Source organism: Actibacterium sp. EMB200-NS6 (assembly GCF_001305615.1).
Classification (GTDB): Bacteria; Pseudomonadota; Alphaproteobacteria; order Rhodobacterales; family Rhodobacteraceae; genus Actibacterium_A; species Actibacterium_A naphthalenivorans.
In genome coordinates this window covers 1661942-1682529 of the sequence record NZ_CP010869.1, presented here as the reverse complement: position 1 = coordinate 1682529, position 20588 = coordinate 1661942, and the positions used below count along the sequence as shown (strand labels likewise).

20 protein-coding genes are annotated in these 20588 nt (G+C 65.6%); 9 read left to right on the top strand and 11 right to left on the bottom strand.

Annotated features, from left to right (window positions below):
• Positions 1-102: 102 nt before the first annotated feature.
• The gene (locus TQ29_RS08250; protein WP_054538759.1) at positions 103-531 is read left to right on the top strand and encodes a cupin domain-containing protein; all 429 of its coding nucleotides are present in this window, start codon (positions 103-105) and stop codon (positions 529-531) included.
• 111 nt (positions 532-642) lie between these two features.
• Here TQ29_RS08250 and TQ29_RS08245 read toward each other — a convergent pair whose 3' ends face one another.
• Positions 643-1740, bottom strand: coding sequence for an anhydro-N-acetylmuramic acid kinase (locus TQ29_RS08245; protein WP_054538758.1), 1098 nt, complete (start codon positions 1738-1740; stop codon positions 643-645).
• 68 nt (positions 1741-1808) lie between these two features.
• On the opposite strand from TQ29_RS08245, the gene tyrS reads away from it, so the two are divergent.
• Positions 1809-3062, top strand: a complete 1254-nt coding sequence (tyrS, locus tag TQ29_RS08240) for a tyrosine--tRNA ligase (RefSeq protein WP_054538757.1) — start codon at positions 1809-1811, stop codon at positions 3060-3062.
• A gap of 77 nt (positions 3063-3139) precedes the next feature.
• Here tyrS and TQ29_RS08235 read toward each other — a convergent pair whose 3' ends face one another.
• The 3 genes from TQ29_RS08235 to TQ29_RS08225 form a co-directional block, all read right to left on the bottom strand.
• A complete protein-coding gene (locus tag TQ29_RS08235; protein ID WP_054538756.1) occupies positions 3140-4408 on the bottom strand; it encodes a VPLPA-CTERM sorting domain-containing protein in 1269 nt (422 codons plus the stop codon).
• A gap of 214 nt (positions 4409-4622) precedes the next feature.
• Positions 4623-5168, bottom strand: a complete 546-nt coding sequence (locus TQ29_RS08230) for a peptidylprolyl isomerase (protein ID WP_054538755.1) — start codon at positions 5166-5168, stop codon at positions 4623-4625.
• Positions 5161-5667, bottom strand: coding sequence for a peptidylprolyl isomerase (locus TQ29_RS08225; RefSeq protein ID WP_054538754.1), 507 nt, complete (start codon positions 5665-5667; stop codon positions 5161-5163). The genes TQ29_RS08230 and TQ29_RS08225 overlap by 8 nt, the downstream gene beginning before the upstream one ends.
• 141 nt (positions 5668-5808) lie before the next feature.
• On the opposite strand from TQ29_RS08225, the gene pgk reads away from it, so the two are divergent.
• From pgk to TQ29_RS08190, 7 genes are all read left to right on the top strand, one after another.
• On the top strand, positions 5809-6999 hold the full coding sequence (gene pgk, locus TQ29_RS08220) for a phosphoglycerate kinase (RefSeq protein ID WP_054538753.1): 1191 nt from the start codon (positions 5809-5811) through the stop codon (positions 6997-6999).
• A 101-nt stretch (positions 7000-7100) separates the two neighbouring features.
• Entirely contained in the window at positions 7101-8030 is a 930-nt protein-coding gene (locus TQ29_RS08215; protein WP_054538752.1) for a class I fructose-bisphosphate aldolase, read from the top strand.
• A 228-nt stretch (positions 8031-8258) separates the two neighbouring features.
• Complete coding sequence (locus TQ29_RS08210; protein WP_037205347.1) at positions 8259-8561, top strand: septum formation initiator family protein; 303 nt, start codon at positions 8259-8261, stop codon at positions 8559-8561.
• Between the two features lie 106 nt (positions 8562-8667).
• Entirely contained in the window at positions 8668-9663 is a 996-nt protein-coding gene (pdhA, locus tag TQ29_RS08205; RefSeq protein ID WP_054538751.1) for a pyruvate dehydrogenase (acetyl-transferring) E1 component subunit alpha, read from the top strand.
• 15 nt (positions 9664-9678) lie between these two features.
• Positions 9679-11034 carry a pyruvate dehydrogenase complex E1 component subunit beta gene (locus TQ29_RS08200; protein ID WP_054538750.1) on the top strand — a complete coding sequence of 452 codons (1356 nt, stop codon included), beginning with the start codon at positions 9679-9681 and terminating at the stop codon, positions 11032-11034.
• 12 nt (positions 11035-11046) lie between these two features.
• Positions 11047-12336, top strand: coding sequence for a pyruvate dehydrogenase complex dihydrolipoamide acetyltransferase (locus TQ29_RS08195; RefSeq protein WP_054538749.1), 1290 nt, complete (start codon positions 11047-11049; stop codon positions 12334-12336).
• A 93-nt stretch (positions 12337-12429) separates the two neighbouring features.
• Positions 12430-12765, top strand: a complete 336-nt coding sequence (locus TQ29_RS08190) for a carboxymuconolactone decarboxylase family protein (protein WP_054538748.1) — start codon at positions 12430-12432, stop codon at positions 12763-12765.
• A gap of 21 nt (positions 12766-12786) precedes the next feature.
• Here the strand turns inward: TQ29_RS08190 and cysE are convergent, their stop codons facing one another.
• From cysE to TQ29_RS08155, 7 genes are all read right to left on the bottom strand, one after another.
• Complete coding sequence (gene cysE, locus TQ29_RS08185) at positions 12787-13602, bottom strand: serine O-acetyltransferase (RefSeq protein WP_054538747.1); 816 nt, start codon at positions 13600-13602, stop codon at positions 12787-12789.
• Positions 13603-13685: 83 nt separating this feature from the next.
• On the bottom strand, positions 13686-14033 hold the full coding sequence (locus TQ29_RS08180; RefSeq protein WP_235974470.1) for a hypothetical protein: 348 nt from the start codon (positions 14031-14033) through the stop codon (positions 13686-13688).
• Positions 14009-14716 carry a DUF2793 domain-containing protein gene (locus TQ29_RS08175; protein ID WP_054538745.1) on the bottom strand — a complete coding sequence of 236 codons (708 nt, stop codon included), beginning with the start codon at positions 14714-14716 and terminating at the stop codon, positions 14009-14011. The genes TQ29_RS08180 and TQ29_RS08175 overlap by 25 nt, the downstream gene beginning before the upstream one ends.
• Positions 14709-18623, bottom strand: a complete 3915-nt coding sequence (locus TQ29_RS08170) for a glycoside hydrolase/phage tail family protein (RefSeq protein WP_054538744.1) — start codon at positions 18621-18623, stop codon at positions 14709-14711. Before TQ29_RS08170 ends, TQ29_RS08175 begins: the two co-directional genes overlap by 8 nt.
• Positions 18623-19069, bottom strand: coding sequence for an NlpC/P60 family protein (locus TQ29_RS08165; protein ID WP_054538743.1), 447 nt, complete (start codon positions 19067-19069; stop codon positions 18623-18625). The genes TQ29_RS08170 and TQ29_RS08165 overlap by 1 nt, the downstream gene beginning before the upstream one ends.
• Positions 19066-19953 (bottom strand): DUF2163 domain-containing protein, encoded by an 888-nt coding sequence (locus tag TQ29_RS08160; RefSeq protein WP_054538742.1) that lies wholly within the window; start codon positions 19951-19953, stop codon positions 19066-19068. The genes TQ29_RS08165 and TQ29_RS08160 overlap by 4 nt, the downstream gene beginning before the upstream one ends.
• Entirely contained in the window at positions 19953-20585 is a 633-nt protein-coding gene (locus tag TQ29_RS08155; protein ID WP_054538741.1) for a DUF2460 domain-containing protein, read from the bottom strand. The genes TQ29_RS08160 and TQ29_RS08155 overlap by 1 nt, the downstream gene beginning before the upstream one ends.
• Positions 20586-20588 lie beyond the last annotated feature (3 nt).

Genomic DNA, 20588 nt, shown 5'->3' with positions numbered 1-20588 from the left:
GCCGGGGGCAGTCAGCCCCGGCCTCCCCCACCAGGCGCGCAGCAAGACGCCGGCGCCCGACAACCGTCTTGCGACCCCTCCACATCCCTCTAGACTGCGCGCATGAGCGCGCAATCCATCATCACCCATCTCGATCTTCGCCCCCACCCCGAAGGTGGCTGGTATCGCGAAACCTGGGCACAGCATTGCCCGCCCGGAACCCGGCCCGCTGGCACAGCGATCTACTATCTTCTGGAAGCGGGGCAGCACAGCCACTGGCACCGCGTCGATGCCACCGAAATCTGGCACCACTATGCCGGCGCGCCGCTGATCCTGTCGCTTTCCGAAACCGCAGCCGGACCGGCGCAGGACCGGATTCTGGGCCCTGACCTGCTGCACGGCCAACTGCCGCAGCTGATCGTTCCGCCGCAGTTCTGGCAGGCCGCCCGAACGACCGGCGAGTGGACGCTTGCAGGCTGCACCGTCAGCCCCGGGTTTCGCTTTGACGGGTTCGAAATGGCAGCACCCGAGTTCGATATTCCGCGTGCATAGCCCTTCTTTTTCGTGAAAGTATCCCCGCCGGAGGCATCGAACTCTTCCGGCGCGACATCAATTTTCTTGCCTCCGGCGGGGATATTTCCACGAAAAAGAAACGTCAGGGTTTCAGGCGGGCCGGCTGATCCGCCCGCCACCGACTGCGGCGCCCACGCCGGTGGTGCCCGGCGCGCTGGTCGGCAGGCCGCGCGCCACCCGGACGGCCAGATAGGCAAAGGCCTGCGCCTCGAGCATGTCGCCGTCGAGGCCCAGTTCTTCCACCTGCAGCGCCGGCACGCCGCAGCGTTCGATCAGCATCTCCATCATCAGCGGGTTCTTGCGCCCGCCCCCCGTGACCAGTAGCCGCTCCGGATATTCGGGGCAATGTTCCAGCCCGCGCGCGACGCAGGCCGCCGCGGCCGCCGTCAGCGTGGCTGCGGCATCGGCATCGTTCAGCCCCGCCACCATCTGCGACAGGACGGCGAAATCGTTCCGGTCCAGCGATTTTGGCGGGACGCGCAGGAAATAGGGGCGTTCCAGCAGCATTTGCAGCACGGCCTCGTCCGGCGTTCCGGATGCGGCGAGGGCCGCGTCCTGATCATAGGGCAATCCACGCCGCGCCTGCATCAGGTCATTCAGCGGCGCATTGGCCGGGCCGGTGTCGAAGGCCAGCAAGGCGCCAGGCGCCTCGGGGCGTGCTTGGGCGGGGTCTACCCATGTCAGGTTGCCAACGCCGCCCAGGTTGACGAAGGCCAGCGGCGCCGTCGCGCCGATCCATTTCGTGCAGGCGAAGTGGAAGAAGGGCGCCAGCGGCGCGCCCTCGCCCCCCAGCTCGACATCCGAGCTGCGGAAATCCCAGACCACGGGCAGGCCCAGCACCTCTGCCAGCACGCGCCCGTCGCCGGCCTGATGCGTGCCTTTCCCGTGCGGATCATGCGCCAGGGTCTGACCGTGGAAGCCCACGAGATCAACCTCGCCGAACCCCGACAGGACGGCGGCATGGGCGGTTTCGACCACCTCGGCCGCCTCTTCGACGCCTGCCTCGCCCGGCCAGCGGCCAAGCGCGGCGGCGATGGTGCCGCGTTCGGCGGCGGAATAGGCGCGATAGGCGGTTTCGCCGAAGCCGAGGATGACCTCGCCGTCGGTTTCGACAATCGCCGCATCCACACCGTCCAGCGATGTGCCAGACATCGCCCCCAGCGCCCGTACCGGCCCCGCTTTCAACATGGCCTTCCCCTTCAAACCCCACACCGATATATGAGTGGCCGAAACCAGCGGAATGGACAAGTGAGCCGATGACCTACCACCCCAAATCAGACTTCCTGCGCGTGATGATCGAACGCGGCTTTCTGGCCGATTGCACCGATTATCAGGGGCTGGACGATGCCCTGATTGCCGGTGTGGTGCCCGCCTATATCGGCTATGACGCGACGGCGAAATCGCTGCATGTGGGGCATCTGCTGAATGTGATGATGCTGCGCTGGCTGCAGAAAACCGGGCACAAGCCGATCACCCTGATGGGCGGCGGCACCACCAAGGTGGGTGACCCGAGCTTTCGCGCCGACGAGCGCCCGCTGCTGACGCCCGGCGAGATCGACGCCAATATCGCCAGCATGAAGCAGGTGTTCGCGAAATACCTGAACTATGGTGATGCGCCGACCGATGCGCTGATGCTGAACAATGCCGAATGGCTGGACGATCTGAACTACCTCGACTTCCTGCGTGACATAGGGCGGCATTTCAGCGTCAACCGGATGCTTTCGTTCGAATCCGTCAAGTCCCGGCTGGACCGCGAACAATCGCTTTCCTTCCTGGAATTCAACTACATGATCCTTCAGGCCTATGATTTCCTCGAGCTGAACCGCCGCTATGGCTGTCTTTTGCAGATGGGCGGGTCGGATCAGTGGGGCAATATCGTCAACGGCATCGACCTGACCCGCCGCGTGCTGGATCATGAGATCTACGGCCTGACATCGCCGCTGCTGACCACATCGGACGGGCGCAAGATGGGCAAGAGCCAGGGCGGCGCCGTCTGGCTGAACGAAGACATGCTCAGCTCTTATGAATTCTGGCAGTTCTGGCGCAACACCACGGATGCCGATGTCGGCCGCTTCCTGAAGCTTTACACCGAACTGCCGCTGGACGAGTGCGCGCGGCTGGGTGCGCTGGAGGGGGCCGAGATCAACGCCGCGAAGATCATCCTGGCCAATGAGGTCACGACGCTTTGCCACGGGGCCGATGCCGCGCTGGCGGCCGAGGCGACGGCCTGGGAGGTCTTTGCCAAGGGCGGCACGGGCGACGATCTGCCGACGCTGCATCTGACCGCGGCAGAGCTGGGCGACGGCATTTCCATCGTGCAGCTGATCACCCGTTCCGGGCTGGCCAAATCCGGCAAGGAGGCCAAACGGCTGATCGCCGAACATGGCGCGCGGATGAATGACGCGCCGCTGACCGACGTGGGGCTGATGATCGACGCCGCCGCGCTGGCCGAACCGATCAAGCTGAGCGCGGGAAAGAAGCGGCACGCGCTGGTGGTGCTGGAGGGATAGGAGCCCGGGCACGACCGGTGAAAAATGAAAAGGCCCCCGGTTTTCGGGGGCCTTTGCCGTTTCAGGCGATGGATCGTTCAGCGGCGGCGGCGGGCAAGGCCCAGACCGGCCAGCGCACCGCCCAGCAGCACCACGCCGGCGGGCAGCGGTACCGGCGCCGGGGCCAGCGCGGCAACAGCCGAATAGGCATAGCTGCCATCGCCGAAGATGAAGTTTTCCCAGCCGAACAGGCTCATCCGCGCCGCGCCCTTGCTGTTGCTCAGCGCAAGGTCGAGCACGCCCGCCTCGTCGAGGCCGACCGTGTCGATATCCGCGAACAGGAAATCATCGAGCGAGACCGTGTCGTTTCCCAGCCCGCCGTCCAGAACCGAACCGCCCGCGATCAGGCCGAAGGCGGTGCCGTCGAGCGCCAGCAGGTCGTCGTCGTCGCCCATGTCGATGCCGCCGATCAGCGTCGAGAGCGCGCGCAGCGCGACCACGTCATTGCCCGCGCCCAGATCGATCGCGGTGCCGGAGGTGCCTTCGATCACGCCGCCGGCGTAGTTGTCGACGGTCTGGCTCGACAGGTTGGCGGGATCGACCAGAATGCCGATCGTGCCCGAGATCCGGCCGTAGTTGTGGATGAAACCGCCGCCCAGCTCGCCGCTGTCAAAGTCGATGGCGGCGTCGAGGGTGGAGAGGATCGAGCCGGTCTTGAAGTTCCAGATCGTGCCGGAATCAATGTCGATCGAATCCTGCGGGTCGCTGAGATCCGTCCCGATGTTCTCGATCCGGCCATAGTTCTGGATCAGCGCGCCGTTGGCGATCTGGATGGCATCGTCCGCCGCCTCGATCACGCCGGTCTTGCGGTTGGTGATGGTCACGCCGTCGTCGCCGGTGACGCCCTCATCGGCGCCGGAGATGGTGCCCCGGTTGATCAGGGTCAGGTTGTCCGCGCCCTGCACGCCCTCGTCGGCGCCCTGGATGGTGCCCCGGTTGGTCACGGTGGCGTCGTCATCGGCGTTGACGCCATCCTTGGCGGTGCTGGTGATCGTGCCGCGGTTGACGAGGGTCAGGCCCTTGTCGGTCTGAACCGCATCGTCGCCGGTGCTCAGGACGGTGCCCTTGTTGACGAGCGTCAGGTTATCGTCGGTCTTGATCGCCTCGCCGCTGTTCTGAACCGTGGCGGCGGGGCGCACGGTCAGGGTGATGTCGTCCAGCGTGTCGAAATCGAACCCGTCGGCATCGATGCCGGTGCAGATGACGCTTGCGCCATCAGCAGGATTGTCAGGCGTGCAATCGGCAAAAGCCGGCGATGCCGCGAACGGCAGAACGCCGAGCGTGGAGAGAAGAAGAAGTTTTTTCATGGTTGCCCCCGCAAACAATAAGTCGCAGCCGGTTTAGCCCTGAAAATTAACAGTTTCTTGATGATGGGCGTTTCTGCGTCGCGAACAGTCCGTTTCCGGATGCCCGCATCCCCGGAAATCCGTGAAAGGCGGGCGCCGCCGGGCAGCGGCGGCCCCTGCCCCTGTTCCGAAGGGGCCGCCCGTACCGATCCCGGCGCGCGGGATCGGGCCGTGATTACTCGGTCACCCGGACGGTGGCCATCATGTCGGGCCGGCCGATGACGGCGCCATTGCCGCCGGCGCCCTTCTTGATCGCGTCCACCACATCCATGCCCGCCGTCACCTTGCCCACGACGGTATATTGCCCGTTCAGATGCGGCGCCGGGGCGAACATGATGAAGAACTGGCTGTTGGCCGAATTCGGATCGTTCGAGCGCGCCATGCCGACGACACCGCGTTCGAACGGCCTGTCGGAAAACTCCGCCGGCAGATCCGGCAGCGCCGAACCGCCCATGCCCGCCATGCGCATGTCGCCGCCCGTCCTGCCGAACTCCACATCGCCCGACTGGGCCATGAAGCCGGGGATGACCCGGTGAAAGACGACGCCGTCATAGGCGCCATCGGCGGCAAGCTGCGCGATGCGGGCGGCATGCAGGGGGGCCACATCCTCGAACAGGTCGATGGTGACGGTGCCGTTCGCCTCGCCCTCCACCTCGATCTCGATGCCGGTGGCCAGGGCGGGGCCGGCCAGAACGGCAAGCGCCAGCGCGAGCTTACGCATCCGCGGCCACCTTCACACTGATCATCCGGTCGGGGGACGCGGGCGGCTCGCCCCGGGCGATCTTGTCCACGTGTTCCATCCCCGAGATGACGCGGCCGTAAACGGTGTATTGCCCGTTCAGGAAGTTATTGTCGGAAAAGTTGATGAAAAACTGAGAATTGGCCGAATTCGGGTTCTGCGAACGTGCCGCGCCCAGCGTGCCCCGGTCATGCGGCAGTTTCGAGAACTCGGCCGGAAGATCGGGCAGGTCGGAGCCGCCGGTGCCGGCGCGGCGCAGGTTGAACTCCTTTTCCGCGTTGCCATTCGCCACGTCGCCGGTCTGGGCCATGAAGCCTTCGATCACGCGGTGGAAGACCACGTTGTCATAGGCGCCGGCGCGGGCCAGTTCTTTCATCCGCTCGGCATGTTTGGGGGCCACGTCGGGCAGCAGCTCGATGGTGACGGTGCCGTCCTTCAGCTCCATGAGAATGGTGTTTTCGGGATCCTTGATCTCGGCCATGTGCCGCTCCTCCTGTCTGGTTTGCGCGGACACTAATCCGGCGGGGCGATGAAGAAAAGCCGGAACCGCCCCAGAGTTGTTGACGCCCGGCGGCGGATCGGGGTGTATAGGCGGCATGTAGCCTTAGTGAGGGAGCCGAGCATGGCCTGGAAGACACTCGATGATCTGGATATGGCCGGGAAGGTTGTTCTCGTGCGCGTGGATATCAACGTGCCGGTCGAGGACGGCAAGGTGACCGACGCCACCCGGATCGAGCGGATCGTGCCCACGGTGAACGACATTCTGGCGAAGGGCGGCAAACCGGTGCTGATGGCGCATTTCGGCCGCCCCAAGGGCAAGGTCGTGCCGGGCATGAGCCTGAAGGTCACCCTGCCCGCGCTGGAAAAGGCGCTGGGGCGCGGGGTGATCTTCGCCGATGACTGTATCGGCCTGCCCGCCAAACAGGCGGTGGCGGCGATGAGCGCGGGCGATGTGCTGCTTCTGGAAAACACCCGCTTTCACGAGGGCGAGGAAAAGAACGACCCGATGATGGCGGCGTCACTGGCCGCGTTGGGCGACATCTATGTGAATGACGCGTTTTCGGCGGCGCACCGGGCCCATGCCTCGACCGAGGGCATCGCGCGGCTGCTGCCCTGTGCCGCCGGGCGGCTGATGGCGGCGGAGCTGAAGGCGCTGCAAGGCGCGCTTGGCAATCCGCAGCGGCCGGTGGTCGCGGTTGTCGGCGGCGCCAAGGTATCGACCAAGCTGGAACTGCTGGGCAATCTGGTGACCAAGGTCGATTACCTGGTGATCGGCGGCGGCATGGCCAACACGTTTCTGGCGGCGCAGGGCATTGATGTGGGAAAATCGCTGGCCGAACATGACATGACCGCCACCGCGACCGAAATCATGAAAAAGGCCGAAGCGGCCGGATGCTCGATCGTGCTGCCGAGCGATGTGGTGGTTGCCTGGGAATTCAAGGCCGGGGCCGAGAACCGAACCGTCGCGGCCGATGCCTGCCCCGCCGATGCGATGATCCTGGATGCCGGGCCCGAAACCGTGAAACGGATCGAAGAGGTGTTTGGCAAATGCCGCACGCTGATCTGGAACGGGCCGCTGGGGGCGTTCGAGATTCCGCCCTTCGACAGCGCGACCAACGCCGCTGCGAAGAAGGCGGCGGCGCTGACCACGGCCGGCGCGCTGGTGACGGTGGCCGGCGGCGGCGACACGGTGGCGGCGCTGAACACCTCCGGCGCGGCGGCGGCGTTCAGCTATATCTCGACCGCCGGCGGCGCCTTCCTGGAATGGATGGAGGGCAAGACCCTGCCCGGCGTTGCAGCGCTGAACGGCTAGAGGCCGCCAAACCCGCCGCTGTTAGCGCGAACCCTGTTGCCAGCCCGCCCCGGGCCTTCTAAGCCCAAGACGAATTGCCGTTTCGCAAAAGGAAAGTTGTTATGAAGGCGACGCGTACTGTCCAGAAGATCCTGTCGAATTACGAGGGCGAAACCCCCGGCGTGAAGGCCAACCTGTGCCGCATGCTGATGCAGGGCAAGCTGGGCGGCACCGGCAAGATGATCATCCTGCCGGTCGATCAGGGGTTCGAGCATGGCCCCGCGCGCAGCTTCGCGCCCAACCCCGAAGGCTATGACCCGCATTATCACTATCAGCTGGCGCTGGACGCCGGGCTGAACGCCTATGCCGCGCCGCTGGGCCCGCTGGAGGCCGGCGCCGACACGTTCGCCGGGCAGATCCCGACCATCCTCAAGGTCAACTCGGCCAATTCGCTGATGTCGGGCACCGCGGGAAAGAACCAGGCGGTGACCGCCTCTGTCGATGACGCGCTGCGCATCGGCGCCTCTGCCATCGGCTTTACCATCTACCCCGGCTCGGACATGGCCGTGGACATGATGGAAGAGATCACCGAGATGCGCAAAGAGGCGCAATCCAAGGGGATCGCCACGGTGATCTGGTCTTATCCGCGCGGCGAAGGCGTGACCAAGGACGGCGAGACCGCGATCGACGTGGCCGCCTATGCCGGCCACATGGCCGCGCTGCTGGGCGCCCATATCATCAAGATCAAGCTGTCGACCGATCATCTGATGCTGCCCGAGGCCAAGAAGGTCTATGACGAACAGGGCATCGACATCTCGACCCAGGCCGCGCGGGTGGCCCATTGCGTGCAGGCGGCCTTCAACGGCAAGCGCATCATCGTCTTCTCGGGCGGGGCCAAGAAGGGTGCCGACAGCGTATATGACGACGCGCGCGCCATCCGTGACGGCGGCGGCAACGGCTCGATCATCGGGCGCAACAGCTTTCAGCGCTCGCGCGAGGATGCGCTGGACATGCTGGGCAAGCTGGTGGACATCTACAAAGGCAAGGGCTGAGGCCCGGCCCGCAGGGAAGCGCCCGCGCCGATGCGCGGGCGCTGCCTCCGGCGGGGATATTTTTCGAAAGATGAAGGGGATGGGCGGCGCAGGCGGGACCTGCGGCGCGCGCGTTGTTTCGGGTGGTGATATTTCGGTGCATTCGGCGCCGAAAGGGATTCACAAGCGGAATCACATGTGCCATCATACCGCCATCCGCCCGCGAAGAGGCGGCCAAGAGGCAGTGTCATGAGTGGTTCCCGCAAACGTCCGGCATTGGGTGTTGTCGTCTATTTCGCGATCGCATTCTCGCTGGCGACCTATTTCACCTTTGCCGCCGTACAGGGCGACTATGGCCTGTTCCGCCGCATTCAGGTGGCCGCCGAGGCCGATGTGTTGAACCGGGAGCGCGCCGAACTGGAGCGCCAGCTTGCCGAGATGCAGAACAAGACCCGCCGTCTGTCGGATGATTATCTTGATCCCGATCTTCTGGACGAACAGGCGCGCAGCGTTCTGGGCCTGATCCGCGCCGACGAAATCGTCATTCGCTAGGCCTGCCGCAAGGGTGCGGCGCAATTGGTTCTCGAAATCCGCCCGGCAGTTTGATATAAATGGTTTAGCATTAAACTATCTTCAGATTTCGGGGGGAGCCCACCGCATGGCCACACGAAAAACCGTACGAAAACCAAACACTTCCAAGGAAGAGCTGCTTGGGTTTTACCGCGAGATGCTGCTAATCCGGCGATTCGAGGAGAAAGCCGGACAACTGTATGGCATGGGGCTGATCGGCGGGTTCTGCCATCTCTACATCGGGCAGGAAGCGGTTGTCGTCGGGCTGGAAGCCGCCGCCGAGGACGGCGACAAGCGCGTCACCTCTTATCGCGATCACGGCCATATGCTGGCCTGCGGCATGGATCCCAAGGGGGTGATGGCCGAACTGACCGGGCGCGAGGGCGGCTATTCCCGCGGCAAGGGCGGCTCGATGCACATGTTTTCCAAGGAAAAGCATTTCTATGGCGGCCACGGCATTGTCGGCGCGCAGGTGCCGATCGGCGCCGGGCTGGCCTTTGCCGACAAGTATCTGGGCAATGACCGGGTGACCTTTGCCTATTTCGGGGATGGCGCCGCGAACCAGGGACAGGTCTATGAGACCTACAACATGGCCGAGCTTTGGGATCTGCCGGTGATCTTCGTGATCGAAAACAACCAGTATGCTATGGGCACCTCGGTGCAGCGCTCGACCAAATCGCCCAGCCTGTGGGAACGTGGCGCGGCCTATGGCATCCCCGGCGAAGAGGTTGACGGGATGGATGTACAGGCGGTGAAGGCGGCCGGTGAAAAGGCCGTCGCGCATTGCCGCGCGGGCAAGGGCCCGTACATCCTGGAGGTCAAGACCTATCGCTATCGCGGCCACTCCATGTCGGATCCGGCGAAGTATCGCACGCGCGAAGAGGTGCAGAAGATGCGCGAGGAGCGTGACGCGATCGAGCATGTGCGCGAATTGCTGCTGACCGGAAAGCACGCCACCGAGGATGAGCTGAAGGCGATCGACAAGGACACCAAGGCGATCGTCAACGATGCTGCCGAGTTCGCCAAGGAAAGCCCCGAGCCGGCGCTCGATGAGCTTTACACCGACATCTACGCAGACGCCTGAGGGGGAGACCAAGAGATGGCAACCGAAATACTGATGCCCGCGCTATCCCCCACCATGGAGGAAGGCACGCTTGCGAAATGGCTGGTCAAGGAGGGCGACACCGTTGCCTCGGGCGATATCCTGGCCGAGATCGAGACCGACAAGGCGACGATGGAGTTCGAGGCTGTCGATGAAGGCATCGTCGGCAAGATCCTGATCGCCGAGGGCAGCGAGGGGGTGAAGGTGAACACCCCCATCGCCGTGCTGGTCGAGGAAGGCGAGGATGCCGGTGCCGCCGTCAGCGCCGCCCCTGCCTCCGCCGCGCCAGCCGAAGAGACGCCTGCCGCGGTTCCAGCCCAGCCGAAAGCGCCCGAAGTGGTGGCCGAACCCGACGTGCCCGAAGGCACCGAGATGCGCTCGACCACCGTGCGCGAAGCCCTGCGCGATGCGATGGCCGAAGAGATGCGCCGCGATCCCACCGTCTATCTGATGGGCGAGGAAGTGGCGGAATATCAGGGCGCCTACAAGATCAGCCAGGGCCTGCTGGATGAGTTCGGCGCCAAGCGGGTGATCGACACGCCGATCACCGAGCATGGCTTTGCCGGCATCGCCGTGGGGGCGTCCTTTGGCGGCCTGCGCCCGATCGTGGAGTTCATGACCTTCAACTTCGCCATGCAGGCGATCGACCAGATCATCAACTCGGCGGCCAAGACGCTTTACATGTCGGGCGGGCAGATGGGGGCGCCGATGGTGTTTCGCGGCCCCAACGGCGCCGCCGCCCGCGTGGGGGCCCAGCACAGCCAGGATTACGCCGCATGGTATGCGCAGATCCCGGGCCTGAAAGTGGTCATGCCCTATTCGGCCGCCGATGCCAAAGGTCTGCTGAAAAGCGCAATCCGCGACCCCAACCCGGTGATCTTCCTGGAAAACGAAATCCTCTATGGCCGCAGCTTCGACGTGCCGGTGCTAGAGGATTTCACCGTCCCCTTCGGCAAGGCGAAGATCTGGCGCGAGGGCACGGATGTGACCATCGTCAGTTTCGGCATCGGAATGACATATGCGCTGGAAGCCGCTGAAAAGCTTGCCGAAGACGGGATCAGCGCCGAGGTGATCGACCTGCGCACCCTGCGCCCGCTGGATTATGACACGGTGATCCGCTCGGTGATGAAAACCAACCGTTGCGTGACGGTCGAGGAAGGCTTCCCGGTGGGCTCGATCGGCAACCACCTGTCGGCCTATATCATGACCAACGCGTTCGACTACCTGGATGCGCCGGTCCTGAATTGCGCGGGCAAGGATGTGCCCATGCCCTATGCCGCGAACCTTGAAAAACTGGCGCTTGTGACGACGAAGGATGTCATCGACGCCGTCAAAGCCGTGACCTACCGCTAAGGAGCCGACGCGATGCCCACAGAAATCCTGATGCCCGCGCTCTCCCCCACGATGGAGGAAGGCACGCTTGCGAAATGGCTGGTCAAGGAGGGAGACGTGGTGTCTTCCGGCGATCTGCTGGCCGAGATCGAAACCGACAAGGCGACGATGGAGTTCGAGGCTGTCGATGAAGGCATCGTCGGCAAGCTGCTCATCGCCGAAGGCAGCGAGGGGGTGAAGGTGAACACCCCCATCGCCGTTTTGCTGGAGGATGGCGAAAGCGCCGATGACATCGGCAACGCCCCTGCCCCTGCACCCGCGGCCAGGAAAGAAGCGGCGGCAGCACCGGTGGCACCAGCCGCAGCGCCCGCCCCGGCAGCCCCGGTGGCAGGTGGCGGCGCACGCGTTTTCGCGTCCCCCCTTGCGCGGCGCATCGCCGCCGACAAGGGGCTGGATCTGGCCCAGCTCACCGGGTCCGGCCCGCATGGGCGGATCATCAAGGCAGATGTCGAAGGCGCGACCGCAGCCCCCGAAGCCGCCGCGCCGGCGGCAGCGGCGCCCGTTCCCGCCGCCACCACGGCGATGCCCGCAGGCCCGGCCACGGAGACCGTCCTGAAAATGTATCAGGGCCGGGAGTTCGAGGAGATCAAGCTCGACGGGATGCGCAAGACCATCGCCGCGCGCCTGACCGAGGCCAAGCAGACCATCCCGCATTTCTACCTGCGCCGCGACATCCGGCTCGACGCCCTGCTGAAATTCCGCGGCCAGTTGAACAGGCAGCTCGAAACGCGCGGCGTGAAACTTTCGGTCAACGATTTCATCATCAAGGCCTGCGCGCTGGCGTTGCAGCAGGTGCCCGACGCCAACGCCGTCTGGGCCGGCGACCGTGTGCTGAAGCTGAAACCGTCGGACGTGGCCGTCGCCGTGGCGATCGAGGGTGGGCTTTTCACACCCGTCCTGCAGGACGCCGACAAGAAATCGCTCTCGGCCCTCTCGGCCGAGATGAAAGACCTTGCCGCCCGCGCCCGCGACCGCAAGCTCGCGCCGCATGAATACCTGGGCGGCAGCTTTGCCGTCTCGAACCTGGGCATGTTCGGCATCGACAATTTCGACGCCGTCATCAACCCGCCCCATGGCGGCATCCTGGCCGTCGGCGCGGGCGTGAAAAAGCCCGTGGTCGGCGCTGATGGCGAACTGGCCGTGGCGACGGTGATGTCCGTGACCCTCTCTGTCGATCACCGGGTCATCGACGGCGCGCTCGGGGCCGAGCTTCTCAAGGCGATCGTGGAAAACCTGGAAAACCCGATCGCCATGCTGGCCTGATCAGCCCTCTTTCGCGCCCGTCGATGACCTGCCTCAAGGCAGGCGCCGGCGGGCGCGCTATTCTTGCGCCATAATCAACCCCGGAGGGACGTTATGGACTGGAAGAACGAGCTGGACGAAGCCAATACCTACATGGATGATTTCCGTGCCGTGCAACCCGACACCGCCGACGGGTTCACCAAGCTCCACGGGGCGGCCCTCGCCGCAGGCAAGCTGACGACGAAAGAAAAAGAGCTGATCGCGCTTTCCATCGGCATCGCCAAGCAATGCGTTGATTGCATCGGCTTTCACGTCAAGGCAGCCGTCGCCGCCGGCGCCACGCGCGAAGACATCGCCGAAACCGTCGGCGTCTGCGTCATGATGGGCGGCGGTCCGTCCTACATGTATGGCGTCAAGGCGCTGCAGGCTTACGATCAGCTCTGCGCCTGAACCGGCATCGGCGGGGCGCCGTCAGGCGTCCCCACCTCCCGGAAGCAGTTGATCCATCGTCACAGACGGCTGGGCGCACCCGGCCTTGCCCACGATCTTCGCCGGCACGCCGGCCACGGTCGTCGCCTCCGGCACGTCGTGCAGCACCACGGAACCGGCCGCGATGCGCGAACAGCTGCCAACCCTGATATTGCCCAGCACCTTTGCCCCGGCCCCGATCAGAACACCGTCGCCGATCTTGGGGTGGCGGTCTTCCTCTTCCTTGCCGGTCCCGCCCAGCGTTACTGAATGCAGCATCGATACGTTGTCGCCCACCACCGCTGTCTCGCCGATGACCACCGAATGGGCATGGTCGATCATGATCCCGCGCCCGATCCGCGCCGCAGGGTGAATATCCACGCCAAATGATTCAGACACGCGCATCTGGATGAAATAGGCCAGATCATGCCGGCCCTCCTTCCACAGCCAATGCCCCACGCGATAGGCCTGCACCGCCTGGAACCCCTTGAAATACAACAAGGGCTGCAAATAGCGATGGCAGGCCGCGTCACGCTCGAACACCGCCACCACATCGGCCCGCGCGGCATCCGCAAGCGACGGGTCAGAGGCATAGGCCTCATCCGCGATCTCGCGCAGCATCTGGTCCGACATCTCGCCCGACGACAGCTTCAGCGAAAGCCGGTAGGCCAGCGCCGCCTTCAGTGATTTGTGGTGCAGGATGCTGGAATGCACCAGCCCGCCCAGAAGCGGCTCATCCCTGATGGCGGCCTCCGCCTCCTGGCACAGACGGTTCCAGACCGGATCTACGGTGGTAATTCTCGCGCGCGTTTCGGCCATGGCCTTCCCTCTCGTTTCAGGCGAAGCCTACAACAGATAGGGGGGCGGGGACAATTTCAACATTCCCTTGCGCGGAATTGTGATCAGCGCCGGGCGCGGACGCGCAACGCCGCACGCCCCCGGTTCTCCGCCCGCCATGCGGCCAGCGTCTCAAACACCAGCGCCAGACAGCGGCAATACTCCGCGTCATCCAGAAACGGTTCCGCCCCCCGCACACGCGGCAGCGCCACCGCCATCAGTGAGCCATTGCCCCACGCCCGATGCGCCCGGCCGAACCGTTTGCGATAGGCATCCGCCGCGGCCGCCCTGGCCAGCATCCCGCGCAGGGCGGCGGCGCGGGCGCAATCAGGCAGCGGCAACAGCGCCCGCGCGGCCGCAACCACATCACCATGCAGCACCGGCCGCATCAGCTCGGCAGGGTCAGCTCGCAATAATGCACCGCCAGCCGCACGGTGCCCCCCGCGAAATCGCCACCCTCCGCCGTCAGTTCCAGCGGCTGCGGCGCATAGCCGGTCAGCGGCGCGCCCAGAACTCCCTGAGCGTAGGACCCCTGTCCCAACCCCAGGCCGCTGCCAAACCGGTTGTCCGCCCCGCCCGCGCCCAGCCGCCAGCTTGCGAGCGTGCCGGTGATGTCCGACACCACACGCGCCGTCACCCCGAACACCATGGCATGCGACGGGATCAGCTCCACCGTCGTATTGCTGACGCCCGCCGAAATCACGTGATCGAACTCCAGCACATGAAACCGCATCGCCGCTCCGCTGGCCGAGATCGCGGCGACGCCGCCAACCCAAGCCGCCCCGTCGAACACAAGCTCCGCACCACCGACGATGTCCCAGCCGCGCCACCCCGCCCGCGGCATCGCAAACACCCAGCCACCGCCGGCAAAAATCGCAACCTCGCCATCGTGCCCCGCCCATTCGTTCACCGCATTGGCGGCAACGGCGTGGCAATCCCCCTCGGCCGCCGTCACGGGCGGCACCGTCTGGTCAAGGCTCTGCAACCGAAGCTGCACCAGACCGTCCAGCCGCATCAGCGCCTCGTTCACCGTCACATGTTTCTGCGCCTGGGCCGCCTGAACCAGCGGCAGCTGCATCTGCGTCGTCTCATCCATTGATTATGATCCTCTTGAAAAGCCCTGCGCCGAAACGTTCGGAAACCTGCGCCACATCGATGAAATAGGGCGCGGCCACACCGTCGCCCGCCTGCTGCGCCGCGCCATAGCTCCAGTTCGGGGCGGCAACCGCCACTTCCCGCAAAACAGCCTCGCCGCTGTCGCGCACCCGGATCAGATATTGCTCCTGCGCCTCGCCCAGCGGCACATCGGGCGAAATCCAGCTGTCACCGTCGATCCTCGTGCGGCGTATCCACGACAGGTCCAGGTCTCCGGCACCGGTCCGCCTGGCCCGAAGGTGGCATGGCGCATAGGGCCGCAGCCCGACCCCGTCGAACGCCTCGACCGCGTGGCTGTAGGATGGATCGTCATGGGCCCGCCCCGCCGGCCCGATCCGGTAGTGCCGCGCCAGAGCGCGCGCGTTCTGGGCAAGGTCGATCTGCTGCGGCGCGCCGTTCAGCGCCACAAACAGGCTGCCCACGGGCCACACATCGGGCATCAGCCCGTCGCTGCCCGCCTGCCCGCGCAGCCGCATCCGCAACTCATAGGTATCGGGCCCGACAAGCAGGGCCTCGGCAAACTGGAACACCTCCCAGTTCCCCGATGATCCGTCGCCGATCGCCGCCGCATTCGCCCCGTTCAGAACCTCCGCCGGGGTCGCCGATGCCAAGCTGCCGCCATAAACCCGAACCCGAAGCGCCGGGCCTCTGTCCCATCGCGCAGGCTCGGCCGCGTAGAGCGCCGTCTCGGTCGCGCCGATCACCGACGGCTGGCTGACGCTGATATTCAGCACATAGCCGTCATCCTGCGCCGCCCCGTACACGGCCACGGAGCCCGGCCACGGCGTCGCCGTCACTGCGAGGTGCGGCGCATGCGCCACCTCGTCTCCGGTCAGCAGCGGCAGGTCCAGAAACTGCGGAAACACCGGCACCGGCGCCACGAATGGCGTCAGGCTCACCCGCTCTTCCGCCGCGTCGGATGGCGTGTACACATCCGGCTCCACCCGAACCGCCTCGATCACCCGCGCCTCTGCCATCTCCAGCCGGTCGATCCGGTACAGCGCCTCCCCGGCCCCGGTCTCGATCCCGATCACATCGCCCGCGCCCAGAGGCAACCGCGAGGGCGGCAGCGCAAACCGCGCCCTGTCGCGCGCTACGCGTGATTCCGCCAGCCACCGCTCGGTGATCACCCGCCCCTCGGCCTGGGTCAGGACCAGCGGCAAGCCCGAAACCGAAACGCCCATGCTGGCATCATCGGGGAAAATCGCCTCGGCCGAGCGGGTCTCATAGTCCGCATCCGCCTCCACGAAGGTCAGCCGCACACGCCCGGCAGTCTCGGCCTCGGGCGCGCGGATGGCCTCGAAATCGCCGCCGCGCCCATCGGACACGGCCAGCGTTTCCCGCGCGATGCCGGCCTGAACGCGCCCGGTCCGATTGCGGAAGGTCAGCGTGCCCTCGCGCTCCACCGCGTCAAAGCCATAGGCCAGCATCAGCGGCTGCAACTCCGCCCGCGCCCCGTTGATCTCGTCCAGCGAATACCCGCGCACCACGCCATAAAGCCCGGAGGTATCCACCGCCCCCACGCCCGAGCGCCCGCAAATCTCGCGCACCACCGCCGCCAGCGCCTGAGACGACGCCCGCCCGTTCAGCCAATGCCCCCGCGCATAATTCCCGCCATCGCTCCAAAGGGCTCTGTTGCCCGGAAACTGCGGAAACGGTCGCGCATCCCAGGCCCAGACATGGGCATACGACATGTCGATCATCGGCCCGCCGTAGATCTCCGAAACCGGGTTGCGCGCGGCATCGCCCCAATAGTCGCCGACCGCCCGCAGATACTGCTGCTGGATCATCTCGTCCCGAACCCCGGTGGAATAGTTCGGCAAGCCCGATTCCGAGGATTTCGGATCGACGAACCGGTTCGGCTGATTGGTACCCTTGTCGACCGCCGCGCAACCATATTCGGTGAACCACACCGGCTTGGATTGCGGCACCCAGGCCGTCGGCGTGGCCTGCCGCACCCCGCCGATCCTGTCGTGATGCGGGTTCAGCCACCAGTTGCGAATGTCCTTGAACCGGAACACCCAGTCTTCGCCATGTGCCCCGTCGGTGATCGGGCTGCGGTTCTGCACCGCCGCCGCCTGATCCGAGGCATAGTGCCAGCTATACCCCTCGCCCCCCTCGATATTCGACTGAAGATACTCCAGCGCATAGATCGAGCCCCAATGCGCATCGGCATGGTCCACGCCGTCACGCCAGTCGGAAAGCGGCATGTAATTGTCGATGCCAATGACATCGATCTCCGGCGCGGCCCAAAGCGGATCGAGGTGGAAATACACATCGCCCGATCCGTCCTGCGGATGATAACCGAAATATTCCGACCAGTCGGCGGCATAGGTGATCTTCACATTCGGCCCAAGGATCGCGCGCACATCGGCGGTCAGCGCCACAAGCGCCTCCACGGCGGGAAACGAGCCGTTCGCACCGCGGATCTGGGTCAGCCCGCGCATCTCTGAGCCGATGCAAAAGGCCGAAACACCCCCGGCCGCCGCGCAGAGATGCGCATAATGCAAAATGAATCTGCGATAAGACCATTCGGCCGGCCCGCCATAGGCCACGGTGGTGCCGGGCAGCGCCGTGAAATCGCCCGGTACCGCCGTTCCGAAAAACGCCGCGACCTCCGCTTCGGCCGCCGCGCTTTGATCGGGCGTTCCCGCCACGCCGGGCGCAAGCGATGTGGTGATCCGCCCACGCCAGGGCAGTACGGGCTGACCCTGCGCACCGGTCCAGGGGTCGGTCAGGCTGTTCCCGGTCAGCTGATCCATCAGGATGAAGGGGTAAAACACCACATCCTTGCCCGCTGCCTTCAGCGCCGCGATCGCCTCGTATACCGATTGGTCCGTCGGCGTGCCGCCGTAAACCGCGCGCCCGTCCTGTTGCGGCACCGCCTGCGCCTGTGCGCGCAGGGTCGAAGACACCTGCCACGGCATATTCGCACCCTCCGTCTGGGTCTGCTCCACCTTCGGGCGCAGAGTGCACGCACCGCAGCGCAGATCGTCGCCGAACCAGCTCACCACCAGCATCGTGGAGCCGCAGCCAGGCAGTTCTTCGGTCAACATCTCCAGCGAAGTGGAAAAATCGGCCTTGCCCGACGGGCTGTTCACATTGGCCGAACCGCCGGCCCCAAGCCCGCCGCCGTAATGCACCGGTGTGGTCGCCAGCGCATATTCGCCCGTACCGGGGATCAGCGCGACGCCGGAAACCAGCTGTGCCAGATTCTTCGCGGCCGGATCGTCACTGTCGACCGGGCGCACCACTTCGAACGAAAACTGTGGCACCCGGTTGCCATAGGGCTGCAGCGCGAGATCCTCGAACACCACATAGGCCAGCCCGCGATAGGCCGGCACCGCGCCGGCCCCCTCCACCGCTTCCATCTTCGGATCGGCAAGCTGGCTCTCGCTGCCGGTGTAAACGCGCATGTTCACATCGTCGCGGGCAATCTCCACCCCATCCGCCCAGATCCGACCCAGGCGCGAGATTTCGCCCTCACAGATCGCGATGGCCAGGCTGACCGAATAGGAAAACTCGGTCACCTCGGGCGCGCCCTTGCTGCCGCCGGACGTCGCCGTGCGCTCGCGGAACCGCGACGACCAGATCACCTGCCCCGACAGACGGTTGCGCCCGAAGCTGCGCTTGACGGGCGCGCCCTCGCTGGCGCCGGTGATGCGAAACCGGTCAACCTTGCCGGCCTCCACCACCGCCGAACCGCTGCCCAGAAGCTTCTGGTCGATGACATTGCCCAGCGTCGCGCCGACGGCCCGCCCGATCACGACCCCCGACAGGCCAAGGACCGAGCCACCGATTGCAGATCCGACGGCCGCACCGGCCGCCGACAGAATGATCGTCGCCATCAGGTTCTCCTGCCTGGAAATTCAAAACGCGCCACGATACGGCGGGTCCAGGGGCCCGACTGCGGGCTTTCGACAACCCCGTGCCCGCTGTATGCATGAACAAAGCTCGCATCCGCGCCAACGCCCGCCTGCAGTGCCACATGTTTGGCCACCGCACGCGCGCGCATTCGAAACAAGATCACATCACCCGGCGCCGCCTGTTCAAGCGGCTTGCCCGGCATGTGCCGCGCCAACGCACGCCACAGCCGTTCGTCGGCCCCGGCCTCGCCCCAGTCGGGCGTATAGGCGGGTATCAACTCGGGTTCGTGCCCGTACAGCGCCCGCCAGACACCGCGCAGCAGGCCCAGGCAATCCGCCCCGGCCCCGCGCACCGATGCCTGATGCCGATACGGCGTGCCGACCCAGCGCCGCGCCTCGGCGGCGGCCTCTCCACCGATCCCGCTCATCCCGACAGGCTCCCGCCATCGTTCAGCCGCCCGCGCACCGGATAACTCAGCACCCAGTCCTCTCCCGGAATATGCGGAAAGCCGCGGAAGTTTATGAAATTGCTGAATTTCACCTTGCAGGTCTCCGCCCGTCGATCGCACCCCGCCTCCAGCCGCAACGTGTCACCCGGCGCCACGGCGGCGCGCAGACCCTCCCACAGCTCGACGGTACGGGTGCCATTCTCATACCGGTCGTTCTTGATCACACCGATCAGCCCCGCCGCCGCGCCATCCAGCACCTTCAACCGTCCGGCCTCGAACCAGCGCGGCTCGAAGCCGTTGACCGCCGCGAACCGGAACACCCGCGCCTCGGCAACCTCCTCCACCGGCAGCTCAACCGAATAGCCCGGCTGGCCCAGATCGAAGCGGCACCGCGCATCGCCCAGAACGGCGGAACAGGGCCTTTGGTACATCTGCCCCTGCGGCTGGTTCAAAAGCTCGGTCAACCCGCGCAGCTCGGCCTGAAAGGCACCGCCCTTGCGGGTGATCTCTCCCAGCGCGCCGGAAAACAGCATCACGCGGTCGGCCGGCGCCGCCCAATTCACCAGCCACGCGCGGATCGACGCGCCATCAAACCGCCCGGCCAGAATATCGGCCTCGGTCACGGCGGCGGCGGTCAGCGCGCCCACCGCCTCGGAATTGTCGACCGACAGGCCCGTCGTCTGGCTCAGTGCCCGCGCGGTCATGCCGGTCTGGGCGTGGAAATCGACCCCGTCGAAACTCAGCCCGGCGTCATGATCGGTAAACCCCATCACCACCCCGTCGGCGCGCGTGATCGCCCAACAGCGGCACAGGGTCGTGGCGCCGCTGTCCAGATGCGCCTGCATGGCGTCCGACACCGGCATCAGACCCGCACCTCTACAATCGGAACGCGAGGCACATCGCCCGCGCGAAAACTGGCCACCGAAGTCTGGATGATATCGGTGTCAAACCGCACAGGCACATCGAATTCAAACCCCGCCGTGACCTCCGCCCCGATATCCGGCGCATCGGTCAGGGTCACAAGACCCGTCGCCGTGTCCACCTCGAAATGCACACTTTCCACCAGCGGGTCGCCGTCGACGCCGACGCGCACCGTGCCCCGCACCGGCTTGGTGATCGGGCGGGTATAGGTCGCCTGCCCCGAGGCATAGGTCTTGGTCAGCTGAAACACCCTGGTGGCGCCATCACCATGGGCAATCAACTGATCGTCAAACGCGGCCTCCGACAGCGGCAAGCAGGATTTGAAATCCGACCAGTCCTTCCAGCGAAAGCCGAAAAGCTGCCCCCGCCGCGCCTCGAAAAACGCGATCAACACCTCTACATCATCCAAAGAGCGCATGCCCACCCCCGCGTCATAGCGCCGGCGCGCATGCTCCCATGGTGTGTTGCGCTCTTCGAACCCGTTGGCCAGCGTCACGATTTCGGTGCGCCGCTCGGGCCCGCCGACCGAGCCGAAGCTCAGATTGGCGGGAAACCGTACCTCGTGGAAATTCATGTC

What these genes read in the sequence shown, in the direction of transcription:
- TQ29_RS08165 (WP_054538743.1), bottom strand. Translation starts at nt 19,069, where the DNA reads ATGAGCGGGATCGGTGGAGAGGCCGCCGCCGAGGCGCGGCGCTGGGTC.
- TQ29_RS08195 (WP_054538749.1), top strand. Translation starts at nt 11,047, where the DNA reads ATGCCCACAGAAATCCTGATGCCCGCGCTCTCCCCCACGATGGAGGAA.
- TQ29_RS08190 (WP_054538748.1), top strand. Translation starts at nt 12,430, where the DNA reads ATGGACTGGAAGAACGAGCTGGACGAAGCCAATACCTACATGGATGAT.
- TQ29_RS08210 (WP_037205347.1), top strand. Translation starts at nt 8,259, where the DNA reads ATGAGTGGTTCCCGCAAACGTCCGGCATTGGGTGTTGTCGTCTATTTC.
- TQ29_RS08215 (WP_054538752.1), top strand. Translation starts at nt 7,101, where the DNA reads ATGAAGGCGACGCGTACTGTCCAGAAGATCCTGTCGAATTACGAGGGC.
- TQ29_RS08175 (WP_054538745.1), bottom strand. Translation starts at nt 14,716, where the DNA reads ATGGATGAGACGACGCAGATGCAGCTGCCGCTGGTTCAGGCGGCCCAG.
- TQ29_RS08250 (WP_054538759.1), top strand. Translation starts at nt 103, where the DNA reads ATGAGCGCGCAATCCATCATCACCCATCTCGATCTTCGCCCCCACCCC.
- TQ29_RS08155 (WP_054538741.1), bottom strand. Translation starts at nt 20,585, where the DNA reads ATGAATTTCCACGAGGTACGGTTTCCCGCCAATCTGAGCTTCGGCTCG.
- TQ29_RS08170 (WP_054538744.1), bottom strand. Translation starts at nt 18,623, where the DNA reads ATGGCGACGATCATTCTGTCGGCGGCCGGTGCGGCCGTCGGATCTGCA.
- pgk (WP_054538753.1), top strand. Translation starts at nt 5,809, where the DNA reads ATGGCCTGGAAGACACTCGATGATCTGGATATGGCCGGGAAGGTTGTT.
- tyrS (WP_054538757.1), top strand. Translation starts at nt 1,809, where the DNA reads ATGACCTACCACCCCAAATCAGACTTCCTGCGCGTGATGATCGAACGC.
- cysE (WP_054538747.1), bottom strand. Translation starts at nt 13,602, where the DNA reads ATGGCCGAAACGCGCGCGAGAATTACCACCGTAGATCCGGTCTGGAAC.
- TQ29_RS08235 (WP_054538756.1), bottom strand. Translation starts at nt 4,408, where the DNA reads ATGAAAAAACTTCTTCTTCTCTCCACGCTCGGCGTTCTGCCGTTCGCG.
- TQ29_RS08225 (WP_054538754.1), bottom strand. Translation starts at nt 5,667, where the DNA reads ATGGCCGAGATCAAGGATCCCGAAAACACCATTCTCATGGAGCTGAAG.
- TQ29_RS08200 (WP_054538750.1), top strand. Translation starts at nt 9,679, where the DNA reads ATGGCAACCGAAATACTGATGCCCGCGCTATCCCCCACCATGGAGGAA.
- pdhA (WP_054538751.1), top strand. Translation starts at nt 8,668, where the DNA reads ATGGCCACACGAAAAACCGTACGAAAACCAAACACTTCCAAGGAAGAG.
- TQ29_RS08230 (WP_054538755.1), bottom strand. Translation starts at nt 5,168, where the DNA reads ATGCGTAAGCTCGCGCTGGCGCTTGCCGTTCTGGCCGGCCCCGCCCTG.
- TQ29_RS08160 (WP_054538742.1), bottom strand. Translation starts at nt 19,953, where the DNA reads ATGCCGGTGTCGGACGCCATGCAGGCGCATCTGGACAGCGGCGCCACG.
- TQ29_RS08245 (WP_054538758.1), bottom strand. Translation starts at nt 1,740, where the DNA reads ATGTTGAAAGCGGGGCCGGTACGGGCGCTGGGGGCGATGTCTGGCACA.